The sequence below is a fragment of the Actinoplanes lobatus genome, from assembly GCF_014205215.1.
GTDB lineage: Bacteria > Actinomycetota > Actinomycetes > Mycobacteriales > Micromonosporaceae > Actinoplanes > Actinoplanes lobatus.
Genome location: NZ_JACHNC010000001.1, coordinates 822,752 through 838,843, shown reverse-complemented (window position 1 = coordinate 838,843; position 16,092 = coordinate 822,752). Strand labels below are relative to the sequence as shown.

Genomic DNA, 16,092 nt, shown 5'->3' with positions numbered 1-16,092 from the left:
TGCGCGTCCCCGTACCCGGCAAAAGGTTTAAAAGGTCGTCTCCGGGGCCTTGTCGAGCTCCGACTCCGGAAGGGCCGCGGAATTGGACGGGGCGTGCCCGCCGCGGACCACCGCGCGGATCGCCGCCGCCACCGCCGGGGTGACCCGCTGGTCGAAGACGCTCGGGATGATCACCGTGGGGTTGAGCTTGTCCTCGCCCACCACGTCGGCGATGGCCCGGGCCGCGGCCAGCGCCATCTCCTCGGTGAACTCCTCGGCGCCGGCGTCCAGCAGGCCGCGGAAGACGCCCGGGAAGGCCAGCACGTTGTTGATCTGGTTGGGCTGGTCGGAGCGGCCGGTCGCGACGATCGCGGCGTGCTTGCGGGCCTCCCGCGGGTCGACCTCCGGGTCCGGGTTGGCCATCGCGAACACGATCGCCCTGTCCGCCATCCGGGCGATGTCGTCGCCGGTGAGCAGGTTCGGCGCGGAGACGCCGATGAAGACGTCCGCCCCGGCGATCGCGCCGGGCAGGTCGCCGGAGTAGTTCTCCCGGTTGGTGTGGTCGGCCAGCCACTGCATCGACTCGTTCAGGCCGGGCATGCCACGGTGCAGGGCGCCCCGGCGGTCGTAGGCGATGATGTCGCCCACCCCCTGCCGCATCAGCAGCTTCATGATCGCGGTGCCGGCCGCGCCGGCGCCGGACACGACCACCTTCACGTCCTCCATCCGCTTGCCCACCACCCGCATCGCGTTGGTGAGCGCGGCCAGCACGCAGATCGCGGTGCCGTGCTGGTCGTCGTGGAAGACCGGGATGTCCAGCAGCTCACGCAGCCGCGCCTCGATCTCGAAGCACCGCGGCGCCGCGATGTCCTCCAGGTTGATGCCGCCGTAGGCCGGGGCGATCGCCTTCACGATGGCCACGATCTCGTCGGTGTCCTGCGTGTCCAGCACCACCGGCCAGGCGTCCACACCGCCGAACCGCTTGAACAGCGCGGCCTTGCCCTCCATCACCGGCATCGCCGCGGCCGGCCCGATGTTGCCCAGGCCGAGCACGGCCGAGCCGTCGCTGACCACGGCGACCGTGTTGCGCTTGATGGTGAGGCGGCGGGCGTCCGCCGGGTTCTCCGCGATCGCCATGCAGACCCGAGCCACCCCCGGGGTGTACGCGCGGGACAGCTCGTCCCGGTTGCGCAGCGCGACCTTCGACGACACCTCGATCTTGCCGCCCAGGTGCAGCAGGAACGTGCGGTCGGACACCTTGCGGACGTCCACCCCGTCCTGGTCCTCCAACTGCTTGACGACCTGGTCGGCGTGCGCGGCGTCGGCGGTGTCACAGGTGAGGTCGACCAGCACGTGGGTGGGGTCGGAGTCCACCACGTCCAGCGCCGTCACGATCGCCCCGGCCTCACCCACGCAGGTGGTGAGCCGGCCGATGGACGAGGCGTCCGCGGTTACGGCGATGCGAATCGTGATCGAGAATCCTGCGCTCGGCAGGCGGGTGGTCACCACGGTTTTCCCTCCGACGTTGGTGGGGCGAGCAGTTGGAATTGTCGCTCGCGCGGAATGTTCGATCCCTTCGCGGTGGTTACCCGTGAGTTAGGCCCTGTTATCTGGATGCATGCGCCCGCACGACGTGCCACGATCGTGCGGAGGAGGTCACTTTTGCGAAACACGTACCAGACACCCGTCCTTGACGAGCTGGATCCCACCACCGGAGACCTGGAGCTCGAGGAGCGGCACTCGCTCAGGCGGGTGGCCGGTCTTTCCACCGAGCTGACCGATGTCACCGAGGTCGAGTACCGGCAGTTGCGGCTCGAACGAGTCGTGCTGGTCGGAGTGTGGACCGAAGGAAGTGTGGAAGATGCCGACAATTCCCTGACCGAGCTCGCGGCCCTCGCCGAGACCGCCGGATCCCAGGTCCTCGAGGGCCTGATCCAGCGCCGGAAGCAGCCGGACGCGGCCACCTTCATCGGCCGCGGCAAGGTCGACGAGCTCCGCGACGTGGTCGTCATGACCGGCGCGGACACGGTCATCTGCGACGGCGAGCTGTCCCCGTCCCAGCTGCGCAACCTGGAGCAGCAGGTCAAGGTCAAGGTGGTCGACCGGACCGCCCTGATCCTCGATATCTTCGCCCAGCACGCCAAGAGCCGGGAGGGCAAGGCCCAGGTCGAGCTCGCCCAGCTGCAATACCTCCTGCCGCGTCTGCGCGGCTGGGGTGAGGCGATGTCCCGGCAGGGCGGCGGCGCCGGCGGCGGCTCGGGTGGCGGCGGTGTCGGCACCCGTGGTCCCGGTGAGACCAAGCTGGAAACCGACCGGCGGCGGATCAACACCCGGATCAGCAAGCTGCGGCGTGAGATCAAATCCATGAAGACGGTCCGGGAGACCAAGCGCTCCCGCCGTGCCGCCAGCGGGGTGCCGGCCGTGGCGATCGCCGGTTACACCAACGCCGGCAAGTCCAGCCTGCTGAACCGCCTGACCCAGGCCGGGGTCCTGGTGGAGAACGCGCTGTTCGCCACCCTGGACCCGACCACCCGCCGGACCGCCGCGGAGGACGGGCGTGTCTTCACGCTCTCCGACACGGTCGGCTTCGTCCGGCACCTGCCGCACCAGATCGTCGAGGCGTTCCGCTCGACGCTGGAGGAGGTGGCCCAGGCCGACCTGGTGGTGCACGTCGTCGACGGCGCCCACCCGGACCCGGAGGGCCAGGTCAGCGCGGTCCGCGAGGTGCTCGGCGAGGTCGGCGCCGACCGGCTGCCCGAACTCCTGGTGATCAACAAGTTGGACGCGGCCGACGAGGAGACCGTGCTGCGCCTGAAGCGGACGTGGCCGGATGCGATCTTCGTCTCCGCGCGGTCCGGCGCCGGCATCCCGGAGCTGCACAAGGCGATCGCCGACCGGCTGCCCCGGCCGGCCGTCGAGCTGCGGCTCCTGGTGCCGTACGACCGGGGAGACTTGGTGGCCCGGGTGCACCGGTCCGGTCAGGTGCTCCAGTCCCGACACCTGGACGACGGAACCGAACTGCTCGTACGAGTCGACGAGCGGCTCGCGGCCGAGTTGGCGGAGTTTCGTTCCTGATCCCGTGGCTTCGTCCGCCGTGGCGACGGGATGAACGTGAACAAAATTTCGTTCGCGAGGAGGCCGCATCCGACCCCGCTTGGGACGGGTGCGGTCAATCCGGTCATGTCAATCACCGAGTGTGAAGGCGTGATATCACAGGAGTGCCCGACTCGTCCCAGCTTTGATCCACACGTAATACCGGCACGTGTTTCCGCATGCGACACTGTGCGAATGCGGCGTCTCGTGTTCTCGACCATCGTGGCTTTCGGTCTCGTGATGGTCGGCTCCTCCGGCGCGTCCGCCGATGACCCGACGCCGGCCCCCACGGTCAGCGCGAAGGCGACGCCGGGCAAGAAGCTCTGCAAGATCGGCGATGCCGACTTGTCCGAGATCTCCGGCCTGGTGGCGACCAAGTCGGGTTACGTCGCCGTCAACGACGGCGCGGGTGAGGACGGCGGCAGCCGGGAGCAGGTCTTCTTCCTCAACAACCAGTGCAAGGTCGTCGACAAGGTCTCGTTCAGCGGCAACCCGGCCGACACCGAGGACATCGTGCTCTCGGCCGACGGCGAGACCCTGTGGATCGCGGACACCGGCGACAACGGCGTCCGCGACTCGCCGCCCGACCCGCGGTCCACCATCGGCCTGTGGAGCATGAAGGCGGACGGTTCGGACAAGCCGAAACTCCACCGCCTCAGCTACCCGGGCGGGGACGCGCACGACGCCGAGGCGCTGCTCCTCAACGGCGACGGCACCCCGCTCATCGTGACCAAGGAGATCGGCAAGCCGGCCGGCGTCTACCGGCCGACGGCCGCGCTCAAGGTCAACAACTCCGCCGGCGTGCCGATGGAGCGGGTCGGTGAGATCACCCTCTCGGCCACCGAGACCGCCGGCAACCGGGTCGCCCGGATCGGCAACAAGACCATCACCGGCGGTGCGATCGCCCCGGGCGGCGGCAAGGTCGTCCTGCGGACGTACACCGACGCCCTCGAGTGGGACGTGGCCAACGGTGACGTGCTGGCCGCCCTGAAGAAGGTGCCGCGGACCACCGGCCTGCCCAACGAGCAGTTCGGTGAGGCGATCTCGTACTCGGCGGACGGCAAGACCTTCCTCACCATCTCCGACATGAGCGGTGACACTGCCACCGCCAACCACATCCGGCAGTACACGCCGGCCACCGAGGTCGCCAAGAAGTCGGACAAGCAGGGCAGCGACACCACGGGCACGCCGTGGTATTACTCCCCGGACAATCTGATGTATGCGGTGGGCGGTGTCGGTCTGGTCGGCCTGCTCCTGGTCGGCGCCGGCGTCTTCGGCATCGTCCGGTTCCGCAAGTCGCCGCAGGCGACCGGCCCGCTCGACGACGACCTGCCCGGCGGCATCGACAAGGACGACCCGGAGACCGAACTGATCGGGGTCGGCGGGGCGCCTCAGCGGGGCGCGGCCTACGGCTCCGGCCGTCCCGGTGGCGGCGGCCCGGTCTACGGCGGCGCCGGGTCCGGCCCGGCGCCCGGCGGCCCACAGTACGGCCGCCCCGCCGGTCAGCCGCCCGCCCGTGGCCCGCAGCAGCAGCCGCCGCGTGGCCCCCAGCAGGCGCCTCGCGGCCCGCAGCAGCAGCCGCCCCGCGGTCCCCAGCAGCAGCCGCCGCGCGGCCCCCAGCAGGCGCCTCGCGGCCCGCAGCAGCAGCCGCCCCGCAGTCCGCAGCAGGCGCCCGGCCGTGGTCAGCAGCCGCCGCCCGGCCGTGGCCCGGGTCAGGTGCCGCCGCGCAACCCGCAGCAGCCCCCACGTGGGCCGCAGCAGCAGCAGCAGCAGCCCGGCCGTCCTCCGCAGCCGCCCGGTGGCGGTGGCGGTGGCGGAGTCTACGGCGGTCAGCAGCAGCCGCGTGGCCCCCAGCAGGGCCCGGGCATGTATGGCGGCGGTGGCCGCCCGCCGGGCCCCGACAACCGCTAGTCCCCCTTGACCGAACGAAGGCCGGCCCCGCGCGATGCGGGGCCGGCCTTCGACGTTTCCCGGCCTGCCGGGTCAGACGCGGCGCAGGACGGCCACCACGCGGCCCATGATGGTCGCGTCGTCGCCCGGGATCGGATCGAAGGCCGGGTTGGCCGGCATCAGCCAGACGTGCCCGTCCCGCTGGCGGTAGCTCTTCACCGTCGCCTCGCCGTCGATCATCGCGGCCACGATGTCGCCCGCCTCGGCGTTGGGCTGCTGGCGGACCACCACCCAGTCGCCGTTGCAGATCGCCGCGTCGATCATCGAGTCGCCCTTGACCTCCAGCATGAAGACGTCGCCCTCGCCGACCAGCTCGCGCGGCAGCGGGAAGAAGTCCTCCACGGCCTGCTCGGCCAGGATCGGGCCACCGGCGGCGATCCGGCCGACCAGGGGCACGTACGCCGGCTGCGGCCGGGCGGCCCGCAGGGCCTCGTCGTCGACCAGCTCGCCGGGCGCCCGCACGTCCACGGCGCGGGGCCGGTTGGGGTCGCGCCGGAGGTATCCCTTGCTCTCCAGGGCCTTCAACTGGTACGCCACGCTGGACGGGGAGACCAGGCCGACCGCCTCGCCGATCTCGCGGACGCTGGGCGGGTAGCCGTACTTCTCCACCCAGTCACGGATGAACTCGAGGATGCGGCGCTGCCGGGCGGTGAGGTCGACGGCCACCACCTCGGGCAGGTGGCCGACCGGTGTGACCGCGCGTAACTGGGGCGCCTCGGGACCGCGGGAACGGCTCGTCGTCCGGCGGCGGCCGGTCTCGGTCTTCCTGGTCTGCTGCTGTCGGCTCGTGCGGTCGTCGGTCGACACGTCCGCCCTCCCTGTCGGCCAGTGCCTCGTCGGCACGTGGTGCGTCGCGGAGCCGGGGGCAACGCCGTGGGGATGGCGTTTGTCCGGCTGACCCCTCTTGACGGAGAACCTAATGGGCAGGTGCGACATATTCAAACATCTGTACGAGATTTCCCCGGCGTGTCGCTCCCGGATGCTCGACTTCCGTACCCCTGTTCTGATAGACCGTCGTACGGACGTTCTATCGAACGGGTGTCCTAGAGGAGGGATCGCCATGACCGTCAGTGGTGCGCGACACGTCGGGCCGTCGTTGCGGCTCACGCGGCGTGGCCGGGTCGTGCTGCTCGGTGTCTTCTTCGCCATGGTGGGCCTGGCGAGTGTTGTGCTCTTCACTACGGCTTCCCAGGCCTGACCTGGCTGTCCCGGGCGTCCCGGGTTGATCTCCGTCGGGTGTCCCGCCCGATTTTCCGGCGCGTCGCGTGGCCCGTAGCGGGCGCTGCGAGTGATCGTGACATCACCGCTGGTGGTGAGGTGCAAAATACGGCGCGTCGGCACGTTGCTGAGCTTGCATCGGCGTCCGCCGGGGCCTAGCGTTTACCCCAACATCTAGTGGTTACACTGATGCAAGTTGTCCACAGGTTGGGTTTCATTCTCCCTGGTTATCCACATGCCATCCACAGCGTTACCGGTCGTTCCGACATCGGTTCCGCTGCGTTTCGGCGTGCCCGGAGCCCGTCGAGAAGGGGCCGAAGGGAGATCACGGTGCGCTGCCCGTACTGTCGCCATGCCGATTCGCGCGTGGTCGACTCGCGTGAGGCCGACGACGGTCAGTTGATCCGTCGCCGGCGGGCGTGCCCCGAGTGTGGCAAGCGCTTCACGACCGTCGAGGAGGCGGTCCTCGCGGTCGTCAAGCGCAGCGGCGTCACCGAGCCCTTCAGCCGGACGAAGATCATGAGCGGGGTGCGCAAGGCCTGTCAGGGCCGGCCCGTCGACGAGGACTCCATCGCTCTGCTCGCGCAGAGGGTGGAGGAGACCGTCCGGGCGCGTGGCGCCGCCGAGATTCCCAGCCACGAGGTGGGCCTGGCGATCCTCACGCCGTTGCGTGAGCTGGATCAGGTGGCCTATCTCCGGTTCGCCAGCGTGTACAAGTCCTTCGACTCTCTCGACGAATTCGAGAAGGAGATCGCCGCGCTGCGCGACGCCGTTCCCGTCCGGGAAGCCGGGACGCGACACGCTGTCGCGCCACGGTCCGGGGGACGCGCACCCAAGCTCAACGGCTGAGACGGCGCGGCAGCGGCCGATCCCAGTCTGACTGACTCACTTCTTACCGACACACCTGTAGCGGTACCTACGAGGGGGAGCACATCCATATGGCCGGAGACGGCATCACTGCAGGTCGTCAGCGCAGCCGTGCGAACGGCAGCGGCGGCGCGGCGGCCGGGGGGCTGCGAGTGGAGCGGGTCTGGACGACCGAGGGCGTTCACCCGTACGACGAGGTCGAGTGGGAACGCCGCGACGTCGTCATGACGAACTGGCGCGACGGCTCGATCAACTTCGAGCAGCGCGGCGTGGAGTACCCCGCGTTCTGGAGCGTGAACGCGGCGAACATCGTCACGACCAAGTACTTCCGTGGCGCGGTGGGCACCCCCGAGCGGGAGTGGTCGCTGAAGCAGCTGATCGACCGTGTCGTCCGGACCTACCGCAAGGCGGGCGAGGAGCACGGCTACTTCGCCACCGCGGCCGACGCCGAGCTGTTCGACCATGAGCTGACGTGGATGCTGCTGCACCAGGTGTTCAGCTTCAACTCGCCGGTCTGGTTCAACGTCGGCACCCAGTCGCCGCAGCAGGTCAGCGCCTGCTTCATCCTCTCCGTGGACGACTCGATGGACTCGATCCTCGAGTGGTACAAGGAGGAGGGCCTGATCTTCAAGGGCGGCTCCGGCTCGGGTGTGAACCTCTCCCGGATCCGGTCCTCCCGTGAGCTGCTCTCGTCCGGCGGCACGGCCAGCGGCCCGGTCAGCTTCATGCGCGGCGCCGACGCCAGCGCCGGCACGATCAAGTCCGGTGGCGCCACCCGCCGCGCGGCCAAGATGGTCATCATCGACGTCGACCACCCCGACGTGGAGGAGTTCGTCTGGACCAAGGCGCGCGAGGAGAACAAGATCCGCGCGCTGCGGGACGCCGGCTTCGACATGGACCTGGGCGGCGCCGACATCGTCAGCGTGCAGTACCAGAACGCCAACAACTCGGTGCGGGTCAGCGACGAGTTCATGCGGGCGGTCGAGGAGGGCGGCAAGTTCGCGCTCCGTGGCCGGCTGAACGGCGAGGTGATCGAGGAGATCGACGCCAAGAAGCTGTTCCGCGACATCGCCCGGGCCGCCTGGGAGTGCGCCGACCCCGGCCTCCAGTACGACGACACCATCAACGACTGGCACACCAACCCCGAGACCGGCCGCATCACCGCGTCCAACCCGTGCTCGGAGTACATGTCGCTGGACGACTCGTCCTGCAACCTGGCCTCGCTCAACCTGATGAAGTTCCTCAAGGCCGACGGCGGCTTCGAGGTGGAGAAGTTCGTCAAGAGCGTCGAGTTCATCATCACCGCGATGGACATCTCGATCTGCTTCGCCGACTTCCCGACCGAGAAGATCGGGATCACCACCCGTGCCTACCGTCAGCTCGGCATCGGGTACGCGAACCTCGGCGCCCTGCTCATGGCGTCCGGCCTGCCCTACGACTCGGAGGGTGGTCGTAGCGTCGCCGCGGCGATCACCTCGCTGATGACCGGCACCGCGTACCGCCGCTCCGCCGAGCTGGCCGGTGTCGTCGGCGCGTACGACGGCTACGCCCGCAACGCCGAGGCGCACCAGCGCGTCATGCGCAAGCACGCCGCCGCGAACGACGAGATCCGCCCGCAGGGCGCCGTCGCAGGAGAGATCGTCCGCGAGTCGACCCGCCAGTGGCAGAACGGCAACAAGATCGGCGCGAAGAACGGCTGGCGCAACGCCCAGGCGTCGGTGCTCGCCCCGACCGGCACCATCGGCCTGATGATGGACTGCGACACCACCGGCATCGAGCCCGACCTGGCCCTGGTCAAGTTCAAGAAGCTGGTCGGCGGCGGCTCCATGCAGATCGTCAACCAGACCGTCCCGCGGGCCCTGCGCAGCATCGGCTACCCCGAGGAGCAGGTCGAGGCGATCGTCGAGCACATCTCCGAGCACGGCAACGTCGTCGACGCGCCCGGCCTCAAGCCGGAGCACTACGCGATCTTCGACTGCGCCATGGGCGACCGGGTGATCGCCCCGATCGGTCACGTCCGGATGATGGCCGCGGTGCAGCCGTTCATCTCCGGCGCCATCTCGAAGACGGTCAACATGCCGGAGTCGGCGACCGTCGAGGAGATCGAGGACATCCACTTCCAGGGCTGGAAGCTGGGCCTCAAGGCGCTCGCGATCTACCGCGACAACTGCAAGGTCGGGCAGCCGCTTTCTGCTGCGAAGAAGAAGTCTGTTGCCCTTGACGCACCTGTGGTCGCGGCGACAGAAAAGATCGTCGAGAAGGTCATCGAGTACCGCCCGGTCCGCAAGCGGCTGCCGAAGAAGCGCCCGTCGGAGACGGTGTCCTTCTCGGTCGGCGGCGCCAAGGGCTACCTCACCGCGTCGTCCTACCCGGACGACGGCCTCGGCGAGGTCTTCCTGAAGATGTCGAAGCAGGGCTCCACCCTGGCCGGGGTGATGGACGCCTTCTCGGTCGCCATCTCGATAGGCCTTCAGTACGGCGTGCCGCTGGAGACGTACGTCGGGAAGTTCACCAACATGCGCTTCGAGCCGGCCGGCATGACCGACGACTCGGACGTCCGCATGGCCTCCTCGGTGATGGACTACATCTTCCGTCGCCTGGCACTGGACTTCCTGCCCTACGAGACCCGCGCTGAGCTGGGCATCTTCACGGCGAAGGAGCGCACCGCGCAGGCTGCCGCCGAGGCCGCCGCGGAAGCGGCCGCCGAGGAGATGGCCGCGATGGCCATCTCCGCGCCGGTCGTCACCACGGCGAGCTCCGCCAAGGTGACGGTGGCCGAGATCAAGGCCGCGTCGGCTCCGGACAAGGAGACCCCGGTCTCCGCCGGATCCTCCACCGAGCTGCTGGAGATCGTCACCGGCCACGCCGCGGACGCGCCGCTCTGCTTCACCTGCGGCACCAAGATGCGCCGCGCCGGAAGCTGCTACGTCTGCGAGGGCTGCGGCTCCACCTCCGGTTGCAGCTGACCTGGAGTCACTACGGTGATGCCTCCCACCCGGTACGGGTGGGAGGCATCACCGTCTTCAGGGGCTCGCCACGCCCCGAACCCACCCGCCGATCGGCCACATCCGACAATGTCCGTCTACGGGGGTCATGGAGGCATTCGGATGGGAGGGAGAGCAGGATGGGCCGGCCCGAGGATCTGCAGGCGGAGGCGCGTTCGGTGCTCGCGCTGCTGGAGCCCCTGGGGCCGCTGCTGCCGACCGGCAGCTACGTCTCAGGGCTCATGGTGTGGCGCGACCTCGATGTGATGCTGGCCGGGGGACCGGAGTTCGCCCCGGGTGACGTCGTCGCGCTGCTCGGGCGGGTGGTCGCCGTCCCCGGGCTGACCGGTTTCACCTACACCGACGAGCGGGGCGACCGGTCACCGACCGGGAAGCCGCGGGACGAGCGCCACCACGTCACCCTCACCGTGGGCGAGTGGCGTGTCGATCTGTCGATCTGGCTGCACGACGACCACGCCGACGGCGCCGAGTGGCACCGCGAGCTGGCCGGGCGGCTCAGCGACGAGGAGCGGCAGGCGATCCTCGCGATCAAGAACGTGTGGCATCAGCGCCCGGAGTACCCGGACGAGGTGAGCGGCTTCGACATCTGCACGGCGGTGCTGGAGCACGGGGTGCGTACCGCGGTGGAGTTCGGCGTCTGGTTGCGAACCGAGCGCAACACCCGCTGATGTCTCATCGCCCCGCCGGGGCCCACCGATGTCCAGGTCGCAGACATCGGCACTCCAGGACGGGCACAGATGAGGCGTACCCTGCTCGGCGCGTTCGCGGCTCCGCTGGCCGGACTACTGGTCGGCGCCGGGTTGTCGACCCCGGCCGCGGCCCAGGCTCCGCTGCGGATCATGCCGCTCGGTGACAGCATCACGGTCGGGGTCGGCTCGCCCGGTAGGAATGGCTACCGGATCGACCTCCAGCGCCGTCTGCGGGACGCCGGTCTGGCGGTGGACTTCGTCGGCTCGCACCGCGACGGCACCGCGGGCGACGGGGACCACGAGGGTGTCGGCGGCTGGACGATCGACCAGATCGCCGCCCAGGTCGACCAGCGCCTCGCCGAGTCCGCACCGGACGTCGTGCTGCTGCACGCCGGCACCAACAACATCACCCGGTCCGAGGACCCGGTCGCGGTCGCCGGCAAACTCTCCGGCCTCATCGATCGGGTACGCCTGGGCGCACCCCGGGCGCACATCTACGTTGCGAAGATCATCGGAACCTCGGTGGCGTCCGAGGAGCCCGCCAACCGGGCCTACAACGCGCTGATCCCGAGTGTGGTGGCGGCGAAGGACGCGATGGTGCACCTGGTCGACCAGTCGACGGTGGCCGGGCTGGACATCTACGACCGGCACCACCCGAACGAGTTCGGCTACCGCAAGATGTCCTACACCTGGTACCAGGCGCTGCGCGCCGCACAGTACCCGGAGCTGTGGTCCGCCGGGGACCCGTTCCGGGCGCGGCAGGCCTACCTGTGTCACGCGCGGAACCAGGCCGTACGCGACTGCCGCTGGTGGTACCTGCGAAAGGTGAGCACGGCCGGCGGCGCCACCACGGTGGAGCGCTGGCAGACCCGGCGCTGGACCACCGAGACGTTCCGTGAGTGGCAGCCCGGCCGTTACGAGCACCGTGGCCGGGCCAGGACCTGGGTGCCCGGCCGCTACGTGACGAAGAAGCGCCAGGTGGCCCACTGGTCCAGTGTCTAGTGGGAGCCGAGGAAGTCGGTGATCACCCCGGCCAGGGCGGTCGGCTGCTCGATCACCATGGCGTGCGATGCGTCGGCCAGTGACAGGTGACGCAGGTGGGGCACGGCCCGCGCCTGCTCCACCAGGAACCGGCGGTGGGCTTCGTACAGCTCGGCGAAGGGCTCCTGCTCGGGCAGGTTGCGGGTGGGCAGCACGACCAGCTCGGGGCAGGTGGTCGCCGCGTACACCGGGGTCAGGTCCAGCTCGTTCATCGCGGTCCGCAGCTGGGCGGTGAGCCCGGCCGACGGGCGGATCGAGGTGTCGCCGTGCTGGTGGACCAGGTTGCGCCGGAACCCCTCGACCCACACCTTCTCGTTGGCGCCCATGTCGCGGGCCGCCATCTGCTGCCGCTCCACCAGGTCGGGCAGCTGGTCGGCCGGGATCACCTGGCCGGCGGCGGCCTGCATGGCGTCGAAGACCGCGTGCAGCCGGGCCAGCTCGGCCGTCGCCTTCTCCGGGTCGAGGCCGGGCAGGTGCCCGGGGGTGGTCGGCGGCGGGTTGCCGTCGAGGCTCACGATGCCCGGGGACTCCGGGTGGCGCTGCCCCCAGAGCGCGGCCAGCATGCCGCCGAGCGAATGGCCGACCACCGCGGGCCGCTCCAGCTCCAGCTGGACGCAGACGGCGGCCAGGTCGCCGAGCGCGGCCTCCCACGTCCATGAGCCGTCGGCGGAGCGGCCGTGCCCTCGCAGGTCGAGGGTGACCACCCGGTGGTGCGGGCGCAGCGCCCGGGCCAGCGTGGTCATGTACGCCAGGTTGCCGCCGGCGCCGTGCAGGAGCAGGAGCGGCGGCTGGTCGCCGCCGAAGTCGCGGACGGCCAGCTGAACCTCGCCGGCGTCGATCAGGCGGTCGTTGATCATGAGGACTCCTCGGTGGGAGGGTTGTCGCGAAGTCGGTCGCGGATGGCGGAGACGGGCACGCCGCCGTCCGGATGGCGGGGCAGGCGGCCCCGGCGCACCAGGTCGTGCACACCCTGCCGGCTGATGCCCAGCATCGCGCCGACGGTGGACAGGGACACCGTGGTCGCGAACGGGTGACCGGCCCGGCGGGCCACGACGCGGCCGAGCGGGGTGCGCCACCAGTCGGCCGGTGGATGGAAGGCGTGATCGTCGGGGTAGAGCGTGCCGATCAGCCGGGCGATCACGTGGACGGCCGCCGCGTCGTCGTCGCCCTCCAGGACCCGGGTCCACTCGATCACCCGGTGCCGCAGGAGCGGACGAACCGCATCGCCCGGCCGGGCGTCCTCCAGGAGGATCTCCAGCGGGTCGAGCAGGCGGTTGTCCAGCAGGCGGAACAGCTGCCCGGCGAGGTCCACGAGGCCATCCTGTCCCTACTTGACAGCAAGTGTCAAGCGATAGGGTTCCGGGTGTGGAGCCGGCGCCGCGTCCGTTGACCGAACCTCATCCCAGCCGGCTGGCACCGGACCATCCGCGCCGCCCGGAGATCCTGGCCGCCCACGCCGCGGCCCTCGCCGGCGGTCAGCCCGGCTATCCGGACCCGGACACCGGCCTGTTCGTCCTGACCGCCGGATTCCTGGCCAAGCGCGGCACCTGCTGCACCCGCGGCTGCCGTCACTGCCCCTATGTGGCCGACACGTGATCGCACGCTCTTCCGCTGCCACCGGGCCGCCCAGTACGGTGTGTCCGCTCGTTCCCCCGGAAGGATCGCTTGGTGCGTACGCGTTTGGCTCTGCTCGGCGCCGTGGTGCTGCTCGCCGCCGCGGGCTGCGAGGCCGGTGAGGGCGCCGCCGGCGCGGTCACCCCGTCGGCCCCGGCCGAGGAGATCGTGGAGGAGCCCGCGGCGACCGCCGGTGGGGCCTGCATCCTGTGGGACTACGGGCTCATCGAGCAGACCACCGGCGTGCGTTTCGCGGTGGCCGCCTCGGACCAGGTGCAGGACACGTCGAGCTGTGTGGTGCAGACGCTGGAGGCCGCCTGGCCGGATCTGACGCTTTCGGTGGTGGAGACCACGAAGGCGAACGCCGACATCTTCCTGAGCGAGCGGATGCCGGAGAAGGCGACGAAGCTGAGCGGCCTGGGGCGTGCCGGTTACCGGCTCACCGCGAAGGCCGCCGCGGGCCACGGGCCGATCGTGGAGATCGGCTGGCTCAGCGAGGCCAAGCAGCTTCAGACGTTGCGCTTCACCTTCGCCAAGGGCGCGCCGGCGGCCGAGGTGAAGGACATGAACGCGAAGCTGCTCGAACTCGCCAAGGCGCTGAGCACCACCAACGGCTAGCCGGCGGCGACGAACACCCGGGACGCCACCTCACGCGGCAGCCGGATCTTGTCGCCGGAGCGGTCGATGGTCACCCCGTCGCGCTCCTGTGCCACGGTCACCGTCGTGCCCGGGTTGATGCCGGCGGCGTGCAGCTGGCGCAGCACGTCGGAGTTGGTCTGCACGCTCTCGCAGATGCGGCGGATCTCGACGCTGCCGCTCAGCCCCGGGAAGGCGAGGTTGCGCTCGCCGCGGGTGAGGGCCTCGGCGGCGTCGTCCACGGCGCCGAGCTGTTCGAGGCCGGGGATCGGGTTACCGTACGGCGAGCGGGTCGGCTTGTTGAGCAGCTCGTAGACCCGCTTCTCGACGGCGTCGCTCATCACGTGCTCCCACCGGCAGGCCTCCTCGTGGGCCTCCTCGTAGGGCATGCCGATGACGTTGACGAGCAGCAGCTCGGCGAGGCGGTGCTTGCGCATCACCGCGACGGCGCTGGCGCGGCCCAGCTCGGTCAGGACGAGATGACGGTCGCCCTCGACGGTGAGCAGGCCGTCCCGTTCCATCCGGGCGACGGTCTGGCTGACCGTGGGACCGCTTTGGTGCAGGCGCTCGGCGATGCGGGCGCGAAGTGCGGGCACACCCTCTTCCTCTAGCTCGAGGATGGTGCGAAGGTACATCTCAGTGGTATCGACGAGATCGTTCACGATGCGGTCCTCCCAGCAGCGATAATAACGCGTTGCGGGGGGTTGGCCTCCGCCCCGGACAAGTGCCGTCCGACCCTACCCGACGCCGGAACACCTGTGCTAACGGCACGTCGTGCCCGTCCGGGGGACCGTGTCACATGGCAGCATGACGGTCATGGCGGACGATGTGGCGGCGGTGGTCTGGGACAGTGCCCTGCTGGACTATGACATGGGCGACCACCCGCTCAATCCGGTGCGGGTGGAACTCACCATGGCACTCGCCCGTGAACTGGGCGTTCTGGACCGCCCCGGAGTTCAGATGATCACTCCCGGACAGGCCAGTGATCTCGATCTCACCCGTGTGCACCGTGCGGACTATCTGGACGCCGTCCGCCTTGCCCCGATAGATCCCTTCTTCACGGGCTGGGGGCTGAACACACCGGACAACCCCGTCTTCGACGACATGCACGAGGCCTCCGCCCGGATCTGCGGCGCCACCCTCGCCGCCGCGCAGGCCGTCTGGCACGGGACGGCCCGCCGCGCCGTCAACGTGGCCGGTGGGCTGCACCACGCCATGCCGGCCCGGGCCGCCGGCTTCTGCGTCTACAACGACCCGGCGGTGGCGATCGCCTGGCTGCTGGAGAACGGGGCGCGGCGGGTGGCGTACATCGACGTCGACGTGCACCACGGTGACGGTGTGCAGGCCGTCTTCTACGACGACCCGCGGGTGCTCACGGTGAGCCTGCACGAGACCCCGCTGGCGCTCTTCCCCGGCACCGGGTTCGCCGACGAGATCGGCGGGCCGAACGCCGAGGGCACCGCGGTCAACGTGCCGCTGCCACCGTCCACCGGCGACGCCGGCTGGCTGCGGGCCTTCCACGCGATCGTCCCGTCGGTGGTCCGCGCCTTCGCCCCGGAGATCATCGTCAGCCAGTGCGGCGCCGACGCCCACCGGCTCGACCCGCTCGCCGACCTGCGGCTGTCGGTGGACGGCCAGCGCGCGGCGTACATCGCCATGCGGGCCCTGGCCGACGAGGTCTGCGACGGCCGCTGGGTGGCCACCGGCGGCGGGGGCTACGCGCTGGTCGAGGTGGTGCCCCGGGCCTGGGCGCACCTGCTCGCCGTGGTCACCGGCGACCCGCTGCCCCCGGAGACCCGGATCCCGCAGCCGTGGCGTGCGCTGGCCGGGTCGCGCCGGCCGGGGACCACCGTCCCGGAGACGATGACCGACGGGATCGAGCCGCCGGTGGAACGCTGGCCCGGCCCGAACGAGGACGCCGTGGACCGCGCCGTCCTCGCCACCCGGACGGCGGTCTTCCCGCTGTACGGCCTCGACCCGCACGATCCCCGGGACTGACG

At 70.4% G+C, this 16,092-nt stretch carries 15 protein-coding genes; 10 read left to right on the top strand and 5 right to left on the bottom strand.

All coding sequences use genetic code 11. The annotated features are described in order from the left end of the window. Positions 1-27: 27 nt before the first annotated feature. On the bottom strand, positions 28-1,488 hold the full coding sequence (locus BJ964_RS03695) for an NAD-dependent malic enzyme (RefSeq protein ID WP_188119357.1): 1,461 nt from the start codon (positions 1,486-1,488) through the stop codon (positions 28-30). A 153-nt stretch (positions 1,489-1,641) separates the two neighbouring features. Here BJ964_RS03695 and hflX point away from each other — a divergent pair, with 153 nt between their 5' ends. Further along, a complete protein-coding gene (gene hflX / locus BJ964_RS03690; protein WP_407650787.1) occupies positions 1,642-3,054 on the top strand; it encodes a GTPase HflX in 1,413 nt (470 codons plus the stop codon). 213 nt (positions 3,055-3,267) lie between these two features. After that, on the top strand, positions 3,268-4,983 hold the full coding sequence (locus BJ964_RS03685) for a hypothetical protein (RefSeq protein ID WP_188119355.1): 1,716 nt from the start codon (positions 3,268-3,270) through the stop codon (positions 4,981-4,983). 72 nt (positions 4,984-5,055) lie between these two features. Here the strand turns inward: BJ964_RS03685 and lexA are convergent, their stop codons facing one another. Further along, positions 5,056-5,829 (bottom strand): transcriptional repressor LexA, encoded by a 774-nt coding sequence (gene lexA / locus BJ964_RS03680; protein ID WP_188119354.1) that lies wholly within the window; start codon positions 5,827-5,829, stop codon positions 5,056-5,058. Positions 5,830-6,082: 253 nt separating this feature from the next. Here lexA and BJ964_RS03675 point away from each other — a divergent pair, with 253 nt between their 5' ends. From BJ964_RS03675 to BJ964_RS03655, 5 genes are all read left to right on the top strand, one after another. Next, positions 6,083-6,220 carry a hypothetical protein gene (locus BJ964_RS03675; protein ID WP_188119353.1) on the top strand — a complete coding sequence of 46 codons (138 nt, stop codon included), beginning with the start codon at positions 6,083-6,085 and terminating at the stop codon, positions 6,218-6,220. 350 nt (positions 6,221-6,570) lie between these two features. Then, the gene (gene nrdR / locus BJ964_RS03670; RefSeq protein ID WP_183216288.1) at positions 6,571-7,089 is read left to right on the top strand and encodes a transcriptional regulator NrdR; all 519 of its coding nucleotides are present in this window, start codon (positions 6,571-6,573) and stop codon (positions 7,087-7,089) included. Between the two features lie 89 nt (positions 7,090-7,178). After that, complete coding sequence (locus BJ964_RS03665; protein ID WP_188119352.1) at positions 7,179-10,073, top strand: vitamin B12-dependent ribonucleotide reductase; 2,895 nt, start codon at positions 7,179-7,181, stop codon at positions 10,071-10,073. 158 nt (positions 10,074-10,231) lie between these two features. Beyond that, the gene (locus BJ964_RS03660) at positions 10,232-10,780 is read left to right on the top strand and encodes a hypothetical protein (protein ID WP_188119351.1); all 549 of its coding nucleotides are present in this window, start codon (positions 10,232-10,234) and stop codon (positions 10,778-10,780) included. A gap of 69 nt (positions 10,781-10,849) precedes the next feature. Beyond that, on the top strand, positions 10,850-11,803 hold the full coding sequence (locus tag BJ964_RS03655; RefSeq protein WP_188119350.1) for an SGNH/GDSL hydrolase family protein: 954 nt from the start codon (positions 10,850-10,852) through the stop codon (positions 11,801-11,803). Here BJ964_RS03655 and BJ964_RS03650 read toward each other — a convergent pair. Then, positions 11,800-12,699 carry an alpha/beta fold hydrolase gene (locus BJ964_RS03650; RefSeq protein WP_188119349.1) on the bottom strand — a complete coding sequence of 300 codons (900 nt, stop codon included), beginning with the start codon at positions 12,697-12,699 and terminating at the stop codon, positions 11,800-11,802. The two genes, BJ964_RS03655 and BJ964_RS03650, sit on opposite strands and share 4 nt — an antisense overlap. Next, complete coding sequence (locus BJ964_RS03645) at positions 12,696-13,154, bottom strand: MerR family transcriptional regulator (protein ID WP_188119348.1); 459 nt, start codon at positions 13,152-13,154, stop codon at positions 12,696-12,698. Before BJ964_RS03645 ends, BJ964_RS03650 begins: the two co-directional genes overlap by 4 nt. 53 nt (positions 13,155-13,207) lie before the next feature. Here BJ964_RS03645 and BJ964_RS03640 point away from each other — a divergent pair, with 53 nt between their 5' ends. Beyond that, positions 13,208-13,438, top strand: a complete 231-nt coding sequence (locus tag BJ964_RS03640) for a DUF5522 domain-containing protein (RefSeq protein ID WP_188119347.1) — start codon at positions 13,208-13,210, stop codon at positions 13,436-13,438. Positions 13,439-13,510: 72 nt separating this feature from the next. Next, positions 13,511-14,074, top strand: a complete 564-nt coding sequence (locus BJ964_RS03635; protein WP_188119346.1) for a hypothetical protein — start codon at positions 13,511-13,513, stop codon at positions 14,072-14,074. On the opposite strand, the gene BJ964_RS03630 is transcribed toward BJ964_RS03635, so the two are convergent. Beyond that, a complete protein-coding gene (locus BJ964_RS03630; protein WP_275407631.1) occupies positions 14,071-14,757 on the bottom strand; it encodes a metal-dependent transcriptional regulator in 687 nt (228 codons plus the stop codon). The genes BJ964_RS03635 and BJ964_RS03630 overlap by 4 nt on opposite strands. Positions 14,758-14,908: 151 nt before the next feature. On the opposite strand from BJ964_RS03630, the gene BJ964_RS03625 reads away from it, so the two are divergent. Next, a complete protein-coding gene (locus tag BJ964_RS03625) occupies positions 14,909-16,090 on the top strand; it encodes an acetoin utilization protein AcuC (protein WP_188119344.1) in 1,182 nt (393 codons plus the stop codon). The last annotated feature ends 2 nt before the right edge of the window (positions 16,091-16,092 follow it).

Excerpts from the sequence above, each read along its gene's own strand:
- BJ964_RS03685 (WP_188119355.1), top strand. The coding sequence starts at position 3,268 with ATGCGGCGTCTCGTGTTCTCGACCATCGTGGCTTTCGGTCTCGTGATG.
- BJ964_RS03675 (WP_188119353.1), top strand. The coding sequence starts at position 6,083 with ATGACCGTCAGTGGTGCGCGACACGTCGGGCCGTCGTTGCGGCTCACG.
- BJ964_RS03665 (WP_188119352.1), top strand. The coding sequence starts at position 7,179 with ATGGCCGGAGACGGCATCACTGCAGGTCGTCAGCGCAGCCGTGCGAAC.
- BJ964_RS03660 (WP_188119351.1), top strand. The coding sequence starts at position 10,232 with ATGGGCCGGCCCGAGGATCTGCAGGCGGAGGCGCGTTCGGTGCTCGCG.
- BJ964_RS03655 (WP_188119350.1), top strand. The coding sequence starts at position 10,850 with ATGAGGCGTACCCTGCTCGGCGCGTTCGCGGCTCCGCTGGCCGGACTA.
- BJ964_RS03650 (WP_188119349.1), bottom strand. The coding sequence starts at position 12,699 with ATGATCAACGACCGCCTGATCGACGCCGGCGAGGTTCAGCTGGCCGTC.
- BJ964_RS03625 (WP_188119344.1), top strand. The coding sequence starts at position 14,909 with ATGGCGGACGATGTGGCGGCGGTGGTCTGGGACAGTGCCCTGCTGGAC.